The organism is Mesorhizobium sp. M0954 (assembly GCF_040319155.1).
In the GTDB taxonomy this organism is placed as follows: domain Bacteria; phylum Pseudomonadota; class Alphaproteobacteria; order Rhizobiales; family Rhizobiaceae; genus Mesorhizobium.
In genome coordinates this window covers 191,427-205,447 of the sequence record NZ_JAMYNR010000001.1, presented here as the reverse complement: position 1 = coordinate 205,447, position 14,021 = coordinate 191,427, and the positions used below count along the sequence as shown (strand labels likewise).

Below are 14,021 nucleotides of genomic sequence, written 5' to 3'. Positions count from 1 at the left end.
AAAAGAGCGGCGCATTGCTGCACCGCCCTTTCTTCCCGGGGAGTTGGCGTCCCGGAGTTTAGCTGCCTGGCTTAGGCGGCAGTCTTGGCCTCGATCTGCTTGGCCTTGGTCGGAGCCGAGGTGATCGCGATCTTGCGCGGCTTCAGCTCTTCGGGGATGTTGCGCTTGAGGTCGACGAAGAGCAGGCCGTTCTTCAGCGCGGCGCCGACAACCTCGACGTGATCGGCAAGCTGGAAGCGGCGCTCGAAGGCTCGGCTGGCGATACCGCGATAGAGCAGTTCGGAGCCTTCGCCATTGCCTTCCTCCTTGCGCTCACCCTTGACGGTCAGCACATTGCGGTGAGCTTCGATCGAAATCTCATCTTCCGAGAAGCCGGCCACAGCCATCGAGATGCGATAGGCATCCTCGCCCGTGCGCTCGATGTTGTAAGGCGGATACGTCTGGCCTTCCGGCTGCGCAAGCGAATCGAGCATGGTGAACAACCGGTCAAAACCGACGGTCGAACGGTAGAGCGGGGAAAAATCAACGTGACGCATGGTGTGTTCTCCTGTTGAGCAACAAGGTTGCGTATGGCCGGTGCGAAACCCGTGACGGCGTTCCGGATGGGCCAGCGGCCCCGACATTGGCGACCGCATGACAAATTTGGGAAGCCGACGACGGCATTTCAAGATTTTCCCGCGCCCGAACGGGACCGGTCCCGGCCCATGTCCCGCCGATGAACGGCAGATGAACCGTGGCTTCGGCGAGCGTTCAGCCAGGCGGCATTAAAACTGTTCTCGAGATCACGAACAGGTCGCCGGAAAGGGCGACACGACGAGGCCGAACCGGGTGTAACGTCCCTTCCTCCCGGTCGACAGAGGCCGGAAGCACGCCAAGGCTGCTTCCGGCCTTACTTGTTCGCTGCCTGGCGGTCGACCTCCCCGGCGTCCCGAATTCCTTTGCTTTTGGCGCATGGGCGTTTATGCCTGACTTGCGCCCACGCCGGCACCGACACCAACCAAAAACCGCATGACCGATCTACTCCACCAGCCCCCTCTCTTCCAGGAAACTCCGGGCAATCCGCTGCCGGAAAACGCGGCCGGCGGCTTCTTCACCACGCGCGACGGCAAGAAGATCCGCTATGGGCTGTTTGCCGCGGTTGCCCGCCCGATGAAGGGCACCGTCGTCGTCCTGACCGGCCGCAACGAGTGCATCGAGAAGTATTTCGAGACCATTCGCAACCTTGCCGACCGGGGCTTTGGCGTGGCAACCCTCGACTGGCGCGGACAGGGCGCTTCCGACCGGCTGATCGGCGACCGACAGCGCGGCTTCGTCCGGAGCTTCTTCGATTACACCGGCGATCTGGAGCAGTTCTTCGAGGAGATCGTGCTGCCCGATTGCCGAGGACCCTACTACATACTAGCCCACTCGGCCGGCGCGGTGATTGCGCTGCTCGCCGCGCCCTCGATGGCGAACCGCGTGCGCCGCATGGTGCTGATCGCACCGTTCTTCACCGTGCCGGACCTGCCGGTTTCGGTAAAAACCGTCCGCCGCCTCTGTTCGCTGTTCTGCCTTCTCGGCCTTGGCCGGCTCTATGCCGCATGGGGGCCGCGGCCCAAGGAATCGGTGCCCTTCGCCATAAACAAGCTGACCAGCGACCCGGAACGCTATCGGCGCAACACGCTGATCTACGAAACCTATCCGCAGCTGGCGCTCGGCGGACCGACGATCCGCTGGCTGAAGGCGGCCACCGAGGCATCCTTGATCGTCAGCGACCCGGATTTCATGGCTAAGATCCAGGTGCCCTTGCTGATGATCGGCGCCGGCGCCGACCAGGTCGTCTCGACCAGGGCAGTCGAAGCCTATGCGAGGCGTCTGCGCGTCGGCTCGCTAGTGATGATCGACGGCGCCCGCCATGAGATCCTCCAGGAAGCCGACCTCTATCGCGAGCAGTTGCTTGCGGCATTCGATGCCTTCATCCCCGGAACCGGCGACGCTGTTTGACCGCTTTGCCGGCGCCCGCCAACAAAGCCCGCACGGGTCGCTTGTCCGGCGCAGCCCCTTATTCCCGTTAAGGCATCGAGCGCTAGGTTGCTGCCAAAGAGAATGGAGGCCATTTGCCGGGAGAAAAACGACCATGAACGCATCGAACACGCTGTCACGTCAGGGGCATCGGCTACTGCAGATTGGCGTCGCGCTGCTGCTGTTTTCGTCATTCGAAGGGTTTGCAATACCGTATCTCGCCGCACCGCGGCTCGGACTGTCCGCGCACACGCTCAGCGCCCTGGAGGGCGTTCTCTTGCTGGCTCTAGGCCTCACATGGTCTAGGCTCAATCTCGGCGCGGCGACGTCGCGGATTGCTTTCTGGCTGCTGATCTATTCGGCTTTGGCGATCCTGGCCGCCTACGTGATCGCCAGCGCCTGGGCGGCCGGCAACGAGACTATGCCGTTGGCGGCCGGAGCCTTCCACGGAAGTGCCTTTCAGGAAGCTGTGATCAAAGGTGTGGCGTATTCGTCCGCGCCGACCGGCCTCATCTCTTTCGTGCTCATTTTGTGGGGCCTGCGTCTCTCGGACGCTTGGCCTGCCGACAGCTAATGCATGTCGCGCAGCGGTTTTGCGATAACATGCATAAAACAAGCGCGTCCCATGAGTTCACTCAAACGCGACGCGCTTTGCTTTAGGACCGTACCGCGGTTTCCGTCGGATTTGCGCAAAACAGACGCGTGGGTGCACCGGATGCTCAGCCGCGCAGCGCCGCCATCGCGGCTGCGTGCAGCTCCGGTGTCGCCGCCGCCAGGATGTCGCCGCCGTTTTCCGCCGGCCCGCCTTCGAAGGTGGTGACAACGCCGCCTGCCTTCTCGATGATCGGGATCAGCGCGACGATGTCGTACGGTTTCAATCCGGGATCGGCAACGATATCGACGCTGCCCGCCGCCACCATCGCGAAGGCATAGCAGTCGGTGCCGTAACGGGCGAGCTGGACCTGTTGCTCGAACAGGTCGTAGCGCAGGCGCGCGTCTCCCTTGAACAGCGCCGGCGTGGTGGTGAACAGCGTCGCCTCGGCGAGATTCGTCGTCTTGCGCGTAGCGAGTTTTCGGGGGCCACCGGGACCTTCATAATGCGAGCCGGAGGCATTGGCGTAGAACAACTCGCCGGTGAAGGGCTGCGACATCATGCCGGCGACGGCATCGCCGTCGACCGTCAGCCCGACCAGCGTGCCCCATACCGGCAGGCCGGAAATGAAGGCGCGCGTTCCATCGATCGGATCGATCACCCAGACATGCCGGCTGGAGATGTTTTCGCTGCCATGTTCCTCGCCGAGAATGCCGTGATCGGGGTATTGCGCTGATATCAGCGCCCGGATGGCGCGCTCGGCCTCGCGGTCGGCCTCGGTGACCGGGTCGAAGCTGCCGCGCTCCTTGTTGGTGACCGCGCCCTGGTTGCGGAAGCGCGGCAAGGTCTCGGCTGCGGCGGCACGCGCAATGCGCCGCATGAACTCGATGTTGATGTCCAACTGATTCTCCCGCTCCAGCATGTTTGGAGATACCCGTTTGCCTACGGATTTATGCCGAAACAAGGGCGTTCGGAGCCTTTCGCATGGTGCCAACTGTTGCTCGAATGCAACGCCGCCGTCATGGAAATGCAGTTTCCACTTCACAGTGAATTAAAAAAGCCGGAACGCGCCTTGACATTTGTGCAGCGCACAATACGTTTGTTCTCGGACAGGGGTTCCTGTCCATGCCCTCCTTGGGCGTTTCCTCCCTAGACTTCGACCGTGTCGTGCAAACGATGCGGTCTTTTTTTACGCTGCCGCATGAGCGGCGGTACCGCGATTCCGCGGCTATTCGGCGGCCAGCGGCAGATCCATGAAATTGTGATCGGGCATCGCCATCAGTTCGGCCGAAAACCGCGCCAGATCGTCGGCCAGTGCGTCGAAACCAGCCGATCTCTGGAACGTCCGCTCATTCATGTAGAGCCCGCGATTGACCTCGATCTGCAGCGCATGCAGATGGCGCACGGGGCGGCCATAGTGCTCGGTAATGAAGCCTCCGGCATAGGGCTTGTTGTGGGCGACGCTGTAGCCCATGCCGGTGAGCAGGCCGATCGCCGTCTCGGTCAACGCCGCCGCGGCCGAGATGCCGAAACGGTCGCCGACGATGAAATCCGGCCGCAATCCGCTGTCGCCGACCCTTATGCTTGCCGGCATCGAGTGGCAGTCAATCAGCACGGCGTAGCCGAAGCGCGCATGGGTTCTGGTCAAAAGCCGTTTCAGCGTCTCGTGATAGGGCTTGTAGACCGCTTCGATGCGCGCCACGGCTTCCGCCAGCGGCAAGCGGCCGGAATAGATGTCGAGCCCCTCGCCGACCAGCTTGGGCACGGTGCCGAGCCCGCCGGCCACCCGCGCCGAGCGGATGTTGCAGAATGACGGCACCGGTTCGGCGAACATGCGCGGGTCGAGTTCCCACGGCTCCCGATTGACGTCGAGATAGGCGCGCGGGAAGTTTGCCGCCAGCATCGGCGCTCCGAGCGCGACGGCGCCGCCGAACAATTCCTCGACATAGCAGTCCTCGGAGCGGCGGATGGCGTTGCGGTCCAGCTTGGCCATAGCCATGAACCGGTCCGGATAGTAGCGGCCGCTATGCGGCGAGTTGAAGAGGAAGGGAACGCGCTGTTCGGCGCCCGATCGGATTTCGAAGGGTGGAACGACCGAAAAATCCTCGGCTGCCGTTTTCAATTTGGACGAACCCGGGAATACCAATGCATCATGATGGGAAAGTGCCACCTCGCCGCCCGCATGTCCAGCCGCCGAAGCGCCAGCCAAATCAGGATTGTGCGGCCAACGTTCACTTGATGTTTACCGTCACCTCCTCATATACAGCATGGTTAACGGGCTTGCCGCACGGCATTGTCGGTTGGGTGATTCGGACGGGACAACATGGCACGCATTCTGCTGGCGGAAGACGACGACGACATGCGCCGGTTCCTCGTCAAGGCGCTGGAGCGCGCCGGTTATCAGGTCAGCGATTTCGACAATGGCGCCAGCGCCTATGAGCGGCTGCGCGAGGAACCTTTTTCGCTGCTTTTGACCGACATCGTCATGCCCGAGATGGATGGCATCGAGCTCGCCCGACGCGCCACGGAGATCGATCCCGACCTCAAGGTGATGTTCATCACCGGCTTCGCCGCCGTCGCGCTGAACCCTGATTCCAAGGCGCCGAAAGACGCCAAGGTGCTATCGAAGCCGTTCCACCTGCGCGACCTGGTCAACGAAGTCGAAAAGATGCTGCAGGCCGCCTGACGCGCTTTTTGTCGCGTCTTGACCGACGCCGCAAGCCAGGCGTTCTTTCCCTTTTCCCGCTATTGACGTGCCGAACCAAAAATGGTGTATGCGCGGCTTCGGATGGGCGTGTAGCTCAGCGGGAGAGCACTGCATTGACATTGCAGGGGTCACAGGTTCAATCCCTGTCACGCCCACCATCCAAATAATCCCTCAATTGGCCGTCGGTATTTTTCGTCGACTGATGTTCCCGGCCAATACCGGCCCTCAGGCCGCACCGAGGCGCAGATCGCCGGTCTCGACGTGCTCCAGAAACCAGGCATAGGTCTGTTCCAATCCGCTGCGCAGCGAGTAACGCGGGCGCCAGCCGGTGGCGAACAGACGCGACACGTCCATCAGCTTGCGCGGCGTGCCGTCCGGCTTCGTCGCATCGAATGTTATTGCGGCATCGGCGCCGGCGACCGACACGATGGTGCGGGCAAGATCGGCAATGGTGATGTCTTCCCCCGAGCCGACATTGATGTGGCTCTCGCCCGAATAATTCTTCAGCAACCAGACCAGCGCGCCGGCGGCGTCGTCGACATGCAGGAATTCGCGCATCGGCGTGCCTGATCCCCACACCTCCAGGCTCTTGCGGCCGGCGCGCCTGGCCTCGTGCGCCTTGCGCATCAGAGCGGGCACGACATGGCTGGAATTGAGGTCGAAATTGTCGCCCGGGCCGTAGAGATTGGTCGGCATCGCCGAGATGTAGTCGACGCCGTACTGGCGCCGATAGGCCTGGCACAGTTTCAGCCCGGCGATCTTGGCGATCGCATACCATTCGTTGGTGGGTTCGAGCGGTCCGGTCAGCAAGGCGTCCTCGGAGATCGGCTGCGCCGCGAATTTGGGATAGATGCAGGATGAACCGAGAAACAGCAGCTTCTGCACCTCGTTGCGGAAGGCGCTGTCGATGACATTGTTCTGCATGACGAGATTGTCCTGCAGAAAATCGACGGGAAGCCTGTTGTTGGCCAGGATACCGCCGACCTTGGCCGCCGCCATCACCACTGCATCCGGCTTGCGGTCGGCCATCCAGCGCCGCACGCCGGCCTGGTCGAGAAGATCGAGCTCGGCGCGCGAGGCGGTCAGGACCTCGCAATCCTCATCGGCCAATCTGCGCAGGATAGCCGAGCCGACCATGCCGCGATGTCCGGCCACGAAAACGCGCTTGCCCTGAAGGTCGAAGGTCATCAGCTTACCCCAATGCAGAACGGCAGCTATGCCAGTTGGCCGGCGGAGCGCCGGATCGGCTTCTCTGTTGCCGGACGCATACCGCATACAGATTTGCCCAGACAAGGCAAATCGCAAAGCCACCCGAAGCAACCTTTGGATCGGACGCTGTAGCGCTCGCGATCAGACGCCCGCTACCGTGCAGAGGCTTGTCATTCTGGCAATGGCAAGCTCGGGGTCGGCCAGCAACCCTGCCTGGTCGGCAAGGCGAAAGACATCGGCATAGTGACGGATGCCGCGCGCCGATTGCATGCCGCCGACCATCGAAAAATGCTCCTGATGGCCGTTCAGCCATGCCATGAAGACGATGCCGGCCTTGTAGTATTCGGTCGGCGCCTCGAAGATCTTGCGCGACAGCGGCACTGTCGGAGCCATCAGCGCGTCGTAGCCCGCGCGGTCGCCGTCGGCCAGCTTTGCCAGCGCCGCATTGGCGACCGGCGCGATGGCATCGAAAATGCCGAGCAGCGCGTGCGAATGTCTGTCGCCGTCGCCGGCGATCAGCTCGGGGTAATTGAAATCGTCGCCGGTGAACATCAGCACGCCCTCGGGCAGCCGATCCCTGAGCGCAATCTCCTTGCCGGCATCGAGCAGCGATATCTTTATGCCTTCGACCTTGCCGGCATGGCGTTCGATGATCGCGACCAGCGTCTCCAGCGCAGTTTCGAAGTCGCTGCTGCCCCAGTAGCCTTTCAGCGCCGGGTCGAACATGTCGCCCAGCCAGTGCAGGATGACCTTGCCGGAGACCTGGGACAGGATGCGGTCGTAGACGCCGATATAGTCGTCGGGGCTTTTGGCGACCGCCGCCAGCGCCCGGCTGGCCATCACGATCGCCTTGCCGCCAAGCCCTTCGATGAAGCCGAGCTGTTCTTCATAGGCCGCGATGACATCGTCTAGCCTGCTGGCGCCCCCCGGCGCCAGATGGTCGGTGCCGGCGCCCGACGCAAGATCGGCGCCTTCGACGCTGTGCGCCTCGGCGATCGAGCGGCGGATCAATTCTTTGGCATTCGCCCAGTCGAAACCCATGCCGCGCTGAGAGGTGTCCATCGCTTCGGCGACACGGAAGCCAAGCCGCCAGAGGTGACGGCGAAACGCCATCGTCTTGTCCCAGTCGACCGCGGGCCTCGACCACGGATCGGTCATGGCGAGGGGATCGGCAACGACATGGGCGGCGGCGTAGGCGATACGCGAGAAGCGAGCGCCGGCCACAGGCTGCACCGGCTGGCCGACAAGCCGGTAGCGGACACGGCCGGCGCCTTCCCCGGGCAAGGTGATGTCCATGGCTCTCTCCCTTGCCAACGCCTATTAAATGGAACGTTCCAACAAATCAAGATATTTTGACTCCTGCCTCGTGCAGCGAAAATTGCTGCATCGCAGCAGCCGAAAGCCCTGCTTGCCGGAGAATTGCGCCACCGAGCCGCATTTTTCCCGGCTTCGCAAAAACGCGATTGACTCAAATGCGCCGCAGGGATTAGATCGTTCCAATAAAATCGCACAAGAAACCACCGGGAGGACAGATCTGGATGGCCAGCCGGGCCAAGGCAACGATACTCGACATCGCCCGTGAGGCGGGCGTGTCCAAATCGACGGTATCGCTGGTGCTGCAAGGCAGCGGGCTGATCCGGCCCGAAACCGCGCTCAAGGTGCGCAAGGCGATCGAGGACGTCGGCTATGTCTACAACCGCGGCGCCGCCAATCTGCGCAAGGCCCATTCCAACGTCATCGGCATGGTCATCAACGATCTCACCAATCCGTTTTTCGCCGAGCTCGCGGTCGGCATGGAGCGCGTCTTCCAGTCGGCCGGAGTCGTGCCTTTCATCGCCAATACGGCTGAAAACCCGGTGCGCCAGGAAGAGGTTCTGAAATCGTTGATGGAGCAGGGTGTCGCCGGGCTCGTCGTGTCGCCGGCGCGCGGCACCACGCCTGGTGCGTTCCGTCGCCTTGAGACCGCAGGCGTTCCGGTCGTCTTCGTCATGCGCCGGCTTCCCGAAAGCCGTATCCCGGTGATCACGCCCGACAATCATCGCGGCGCCTATCTCGCCACCGCCCATCTGATCGGCAAGGGCCACCGCCGGCTGGCCTTCTTCGGCGGCTCGTCCGACCTTGTCGTCTATCACGAGCGCCTGGGCGGCTTTCGCGAGGCCTGTGAAGCGCTCGGCATCGATCCGGCCGACAGGCTGGTCTTCGAGGGCGAAACCAGCCGCAAGGGCGGTATTGCCTGCCTGGAAACCGCACTTGCCATGGCCGCGCCGCCGACCGCGGCCCTTTGCTTCAACGATGCGGTCGCCTTCGGCGTCTTGCTGGCGCTGCGCAAGCGCGGCCTGGAACCCGGCGCGGACTTTGCCGTCGTCGGCTTCGACGACGTCGCCGAGGCCGAGCACTATATGCCGGCGCTGACCAGCGTCGCGGTGAACACCGCCGGCCTCGGCGAGCGCGCCGCCCATGTCGTGCTGAAGATGATCCAGTCGCGCACCACGCGCGCCGAGGATCATATCGGCGCCGTCAACCTCGTGGTCCGGGAAAGCTGCGGCCCCGATCGCAATGGAACTCGGCGTGCAGGAATGGGAGACGCGGCATGACCGTCCGATGGGGATTGATCGGCGCCAGCACGATCGCAAGACAGTTCATGATCGGCGCCATCCGCGCGCAGAAGGACGGCGAGATCGCCGCGGTGATGAGCTCCAGCCCGGAGCGCGCCGCCAATTACGCCGGTGAAAACCGCATTCCGGCGGCGGTCTCGACGCTCGACGCCCTGCTCAAATCCGATATCGACGCCGTCTACATCTCGACCACTAACGAATTGCATCTCGAACAGGCACTCGCCGCCATCGAGGCGGGAAAGCATGTGCTGTGCGAAAAGCCGCTGGCGCTGACCAGCGCCGACGCGCGCAAGATGGTCGCGGCGGCCAGGGCCGCCGGCGTTGTGCTCGGCACCAATCACCATCTGCGCAATGCCGGCTCGCATCGGGCGATGCGCGAAGCGATCGCTGGCGGCCGCATCGGCAGGCCGATCGCCGCGCGCGTCTTCCACTCTGTCTATCTGCCGGAACACCTGCAGGGCTGGCGCATCACCAGGCCGGACGCCGGCGGCGGCGTGGTGCTCGACATCACCGTCCACGATGCCGACACGCTGCGCTTCGTGCTCGGCGACGATCCGGTCGAGATCTCGGCGTTCACACAATCGGCCGGCATGGCCGCCGGCGGGCTGGAAGACGGCGCCATGTGCCTCTGGCGCTTCGCATCGGGCGTCATCGCCCAGTCGCACGAGGGCTTTACCACCAAATTCGCCGGCACCGGCTTCGAGGTGCATGGCAGCGAAGGCTCGCTGATCGCCAAGGACGTAATGACGCAGAAGCCAGTCGGCTCGGTGTTGCTTCGCACGGCACAGGGTGAGGAGGAATTGAGCTTCGACCGCGAAGACCTCTATGCCCGTTCGCTGCGCCAATACCACGCGGCGATCCGCGGCGAGGGCCAGCCTTCCGCCACCGGCGAGGACGGCGTCTGGTCGCTGACATCAGCCGAAGCGGCATTGCAGTCGGCCAGGTCTGGCAGGGCCGTTGCCATCGACCCGAAGCTCGGGAGCGCAGCGTGAGCAAGCTCGTTTCCGCGGCTGAGGCTGCCGGCCTGATCAGGGATGGCGTGGTCGTTTCCGTGTCGTCGTCGAGCGGCCTCGGCTGCCCGGATGCGGTGCTTGCCGCCATCGGCGAGCGCTTCGACGCCGACGGCCATCCCAAGGACATCACGACGCTGCACCCGATCGCCGCCGGTGACATGTACGGCATCAAGGGCATCGACCATGTAGCCAAGCCCGGCCTGTTGAAGCGCACTTTGTGCGGCTCCTATCCGTCCGGGCCTTCATCGTCGGAACCGCCGCAGATCTGGAAGATGATCGGCGACAATACGGTCGCCGCCTATAACGTGCCGTCCGGCATCCTGTTCGACATGCATCGCGAGGCCGCCGCCAAGCGCCCCGGCGTGCTGACCAAGGTCGGGCTCGATACCTTTGCCGACCCGCGCCATCAGGGTTGCGCCATGAACGCTGCCGCCAGCGAGCCGATCGTTTCGGTGCAGCAGTTCGACGGCGAGGAATGGCTCTATTTCCGCTCGATCGTACCGCAGGTCGCGATCATCCGCGCCACCACGGCGGACGAGCGCGGCAACCTTACCTATGAGCATGAGGGTGCCTATCTCGGCGGCCTCGAACAGGCGCTGGCCGCCCGCAACAATGGCGGCATCGTCATCGCGCAGGTCAAGCGCGTCGTCGAGAACGGCACGCTGAAGCCGCACGATGTGCGCGTGCCCGGCGTGCTGGTCGACCATATCGTGGTGGCGCCCGACCAGTTGCAGACGACGCTGACGCCTTACGATCCGGCCATCTCCGGCGAGATCTTCCGGCCGCTGTCGAGCTTTCGCAACGCCGAGATGAACGTCCAGAAGGTCATTGCGCGCCGCGTCGCCATGGAGCTTGCCGACGGCATGGCGGTCAATATCGGCTTCGGCATCTCGGCCAATGTGCCGCGCATCCTGCTCGAGGAAGGCCAGCACGGCAAGGTCACCTGGGTCATCGAACAGGGCGCGGTCGGCGGCGTGCCGCTGCTCGATTTCAAGTTCGGCTGCTCGTCGAACGCCGATGCCTTCATGCCTTCGCCGCACCAGTTCATCTATTTCCAGGCCGGCGGCTTCGACGCCTCGCTGCTGTCCTTCCTGCAGATCGACCGGCACGGCTCGGTCAATGTCTCGAAGCTTTCGGCGCGGCCGCATGTCACCGCCGGCGCCGGCGGCTTCGTCGACATCACCGCGCGGGCGAAGAAGATCGTCTTTTCCGGTTTCTTCAATGCCGGCGCCAAGTTGTCGCTTGCCGGTGGCGGCATCCGCATCGACCAGGAGGGCAAGGTCAAGAAGGTCGTCGGCGAGGTCGAGCATATCTCCTTCTCGGGCAAGCGTGCCGTCGCGCAGGGACAGGATATCACCTATGTCACCGAGCGCTGCGTGATGAAGCTGACGCCTGCGGGGCTGATGGTGACCGAGTTGGCGCCGGGCATCGACCTCGAGCGCGATGTGCTGGCGCAGGCCGAGATCCCGCTCGCCGTCGCCAACGACCTGAAAGTGACGCCGGATGCGCTCTACCGGGACCGGCCGATCGGCCTATCGCTCAATGGCGGCGCGTCGCTTGGAGGCGCACATGGCTGAGCGTCTGGTAACCTTTGAAACCGACGGCGCCATCGGCATTGTCACGCTGCGCCGGCCGGAGAAATTCAACGCGCTCGATATTCCGATGCTGCGGGCGCTGGAAGCGGCATTCGACGAGGCCGAGACAGCAACCGGCGTCCGCGTCGTGCTGGTCTGCGGCGAAGGCAAGGGCTTTTGCGCTGGCGGCGACGTCGAGGCTTGGGCGGAAATGAGCGCTGCCGATTTCCAGGTGCAATGGGTGCGCTACGGCCACCGCGTCTTCGACCGGCTGGCGCGGCTACGGCAGCCGACGATCGCCGTTCTTGCCGGCCATGCGCTGGGCGGCGGGCTGGAACTGGCGGCCGCTGCAGACTTCCGCGTGGCGGAAACACAGGTGAAGCTGGGGTTCCCCGAAACCTCGATCGGCGTCGTTCCCGGCTGGTCCGGCACCCAGCGCGCCGTGCGCCGCTTCGGTGCGCAGGCAGTGCGGCGGATGGCGCTCGGCGGCGAGGTGTTTCTGGCTACCGATGCGATGGCAGTGGGGATTGTCGACCGGGTGGTCGAGACCGGCAAGGCGTTCGCCGAAGCCAAGGCCTGGGCCGGCAAGATCGCCGAGCGCGGCCCGCTCGCGACCGAAGCCGCCAAGCTGATGATTGCCATCGCCGAGGGCGAAGAGAGTGCTGCCGCGACCGAAGCGCTGGCCAGCGGCTTCATCGCGCTGACAAGCGATCTCAGGACCGGCGTCGAGGCTTTCAAGGCCAAGCAGAAGCCGGCGTTCTCAAGATTTTAGGAACCTGGAAATCACATGAACGCACCCCTCAACATCGCCATGCCCGCCGAGGCAGCCGCAGCGCCGAAAAGCTACCGGCTGCTGATCGGCGGCAGGTTCGTCGACGCCCAGGACGGCCGCACGCTGGAGCGCAGCAGCCCTGGCCACGGCTTCACCGTCTCGCGCTATGCACAAGCCGGCGCGGCGGACGTGGAGGCTGCGGTACAGGCCGCGCACAGGGCCTTCGAGACCGGCCCGTGGCCGCGCATGAAGGCCGCCGAGCGCGCCGCGATCCTGCTCAAGGCTGCTGACCTGATCGAGGCGCGGCTGGACGAGATTGCCCGGCTCGACGCACTGGAATCCGGCAAGCCGATTGCGCAGGCGCGCGGCGAGATCGGCGGCGCCGTCGATATCTGGCGTTATGCCGCGGCACTTGCCCGCACGCTTCACGGCGAAAGCTACGCCAATCTCGGCGATGCCATGCTCGGCGTCGTGTTGCGCGAACCGATCGGCGTCGTCTCCATCATCACGCCGTGGAATTTCCCGTTCCTTATCGTCAGCCAGAAACTACCCTTCGCGCTCGCCGCCGGCTGCACGGCGGTGGTCAAGCCGAGCGAGATGACCTCGGCCTCGACCTTTGTGCTCGGCGAGATCCTGATGCAGGCCGGCCTGCCGGATGGCGTCGTCAACATCCTTGCCGGGTTGGGCGCCGATGTCGGCGCACCGATGGTCAGCCATCCGCTGGTCGAGATGGTGTCGTTCACCGGCTCCACCCGCGTCGGCAAGATGACCATGGCGTCTGCCGCCAACTCGCTGAAGAAAGTCGCGATGGAGCTCGGCGGCAAGAACGGCCAGATCGTCTTTCCCGATGCCGACCTCGAGGCCGCCGCCGACGCGGCGGTGTTCGGCGGCTTTTTCAATGCCGGCGAATGCTGCAATGCCGGCAGCCGGCTGATCGTCCATGAGGCGATCGCCGACGAGTTCCTCGGCGCCGTCAATGCCCTCACCGCCAAGGTGGTTGTCGGCGACCCGCTCGACGACCGCACCAAGGTCGGCGCGATGATCTCCGCCGACCATATGGCCAAGGTCACCGGCTACGTGACGGCAGCGGAAAACGGCGGCGGCCGGATCTGTAGCGGCGGCAATCAGCTTGCTTCGAGCGCCGGCCAGTATCTTGATCCGACCATCGTTCGCGATGTCACCGAAGACATGGCCATTGCACGCGAGGAAGTGTTCGGTCCGGTGCTCTCGGTGCTGACTTTTGAATCGATTGAAAGGGCGTTGCACATCGCCAACAACACGCCCTATGGTCTGTCGGCGGGCGTGTGGAGCGCCAGCATCGATACCTGCATGTCGGTGGCGCGGAATGTGCGTTCGGGAACCGTTTGGGTGAACACGTTCATGGAGGGTTACCCCGAGCTGCCTTTCGGCGGCTACAAGCAGTCCGGTCTCGGACGCGAACTCGGCAAGCGCGCCGTCGAGGATTATACCGAGGAAAAGACAATCCAGTTTCATCGCGGCCAGCGCACCGGATGGTGGGTCGGCTGAGTTGGGAAGAA

Annotated in this window: 13 protein-coding genes and 1 tRNA gene; 9 read left to right on the top strand and 5 right to left on the bottom strand. The window is 64.0% G+C overall.

Going from position 1 to position 14,021, the window contains the following annotated elements; genetic code table 11:
* Window positions 1–71 precede the first annotated feature (71 nt).
* Entirely contained in the window at window positions 72–536 is a 465-nt protein-coding gene (locus NKH93_RS01025) for an Hsp20 family protein (protein ID WP_352918245.1), read from the bottom strand.
* A gap of 472 nt (window positions 537–1,008) precedes the next feature.
* On the opposite strand from NKH93_RS01025, the gene NKH93_RS01020 reads away from it, so the two are divergent.
* Together NKH93_RS01020 and NKH93_RS01015 are read left to right on the top strand one after the other, a co-directional pair.
* Window positions 1,009–1,983 (top strand): alpha/beta fold hydrolase, encoded by a 975-nt coding sequence (locus NKH93_RS01020; RefSeq protein WP_352918247.1) that lies wholly within the window; start codon window positions 1,009–1,011, stop codon window positions 1,981–1,983.
* Between the two features lie 133 nt (window positions 1,984–2,116).
* Window positions 2,117–2,575, top strand: a complete 459-nt coding sequence (locus NKH93_RS01015; protein ID WP_352469520.1) for a styrene oxide isomerase — start codon at window positions 2,117–2,119, stop codon at window positions 2,573–2,575.
* Between the two features lie 145 nt (window positions 2,576–2,720).
* On the opposite strand, the gene hisN is transcribed toward NKH93_RS01015, so the two are convergent.
* Both hisN and NKH93_RS01005 read right to left on the bottom strand, forming a co-directional pair.
* Window positions 2,721–3,494 (bottom strand): histidinol-phosphatase, encoded by a 774-nt coding sequence (gene hisN / locus NKH93_RS01010; protein ID WP_352564879.1) that lies wholly within the window; start codon window positions 3,492–3,494, stop codon window positions 2,721–2,723.
* A 327-nt stretch (window positions 3,495–3,821) separates the two neighbouring features.
* Window positions 3,822–4,763 (bottom strand): N-formylglutamate amidohydrolase, encoded by a 942-nt coding sequence (locus NKH93_RS01005; RefSeq protein ID WP_352539364.1) that lies wholly within the window; start codon window positions 4,761–4,763, stop codon window positions 3,822–3,824.
* A 153-nt stretch (window positions 4,764–4,916) separates the two neighbouring features.
* On the opposite strand from NKH93_RS01005, the gene cpdR reads away from it, so the two are divergent.
* Window positions 4,917–5,279: a cell cycle two-component system response regulator CpdR gene (gene cpdR / locus NKH93_RS01000; RefSeq protein ID WP_006199474.1), complete on the top strand. Its 363-nt coding sequence runs from the start codon at window positions 4,917–4,919 to the stop codon at window positions 5,277–5,279.
* Between the two features lie 104 nt (window positions 5,280–5,383).
* A tRNA-Val gene (locus NKH93_RS00995) sits at window positions 5,384–5,458 on the top strand.
* A 67-nt stretch (window positions 5,459–5,525) separates the two neighbouring features.
* Here NKH93_RS00995 and fcl read toward each other — a convergent pair.
* Together fcl and NKH93_RS00985 are read right to left on the bottom strand one after the other, a co-directional pair.
* Complete coding sequence (gene fcl, locus NKH93_RS00990) at window positions 5,526–6,488, bottom strand: GDP-L-fucose synthase (RefSeq protein WP_352767123.1); 963 nt, start codon at window positions 6,486–6,488, stop codon at window positions 5,526–5,528.
* Window positions 6,489–6,650: 162 nt separating this feature from the next.
* Window positions 6,651–7,805, bottom strand: coding sequence for a dihydrodipicolinate synthase family protein (locus tag NKH93_RS00985; protein WP_352918248.1), 1,155 nt, complete (start codon window positions 7,803–7,805; stop codon window positions 6,651–6,653).
* Between the two features lie 242 nt (window positions 7,806–8,047).
* Here NKH93_RS00985 and NKH93_RS00980 point away from each other — a divergent pair, with 242 nt between their 5' ends.
* The 5 genes from NKH93_RS00980 to NKH93_RS00960 are packed head-to-tail and all read left to right on the top strand — an operon-like array spanning window position 8,048 to window position 14,010.
* The gene (locus NKH93_RS00980; RefSeq protein ID WP_352448238.1) at window positions 8,048–9,103 is read left to right on the top strand and encodes a LacI family DNA-binding transcriptional regulator; all 1,056 of its coding nucleotides are present in this window, start codon (window positions 8,048–8,050) and stop codon (window positions 9,101–9,103) included.
* The gene (locus tag NKH93_RS00975; RefSeq protein ID WP_352918249.1) at window positions 9,100–10,116 is read left to right on the top strand and encodes a Gfo/Idh/MocA family protein; all 1,017 of its coding nucleotides are present in this window, start codon (window positions 9,100–9,102) and stop codon (window positions 10,114–10,116) included. The genes NKH93_RS00980 and NKH93_RS00975 overlap by 4 nt, the downstream gene beginning before the upstream one ends.
* Entirely contained in the window at window positions 10,113–11,714 is a 1,602-nt protein-coding gene (locus tag NKH93_RS00970) for an acyl CoA:acetate/3-ketoacid CoA transferase (protein ID WP_352918250.1), read from the top strand. Before NKH93_RS00975 ends, NKH93_RS00970 begins: the two co-directional genes overlap by 4 nt.
* On the top strand, window positions 11,707–12,483 hold the full coding sequence (locus tag NKH93_RS00965) for an enoyl-CoA hydratase/isomerase family protein (protein ID WP_352918252.1): 777 nt from the start codon (window positions 11,707–11,709) through the stop codon (window positions 12,481–12,483). The genes NKH93_RS00970 and NKH93_RS00965 overlap by 8 nt, the downstream gene beginning before the upstream one ends.
* A gap of 15 nt (window positions 12,484–12,498) precedes the next feature.
* A complete protein-coding gene (locus NKH93_RS00960; protein ID WP_352682494.1) occupies window positions 12,499–14,010 on the top strand; it encodes an aldehyde dehydrogenase family protein in 1,512 nt (503 codons plus the stop codon).
* Window positions 14,011–14,021: the final 11 nt, after the last annotated feature.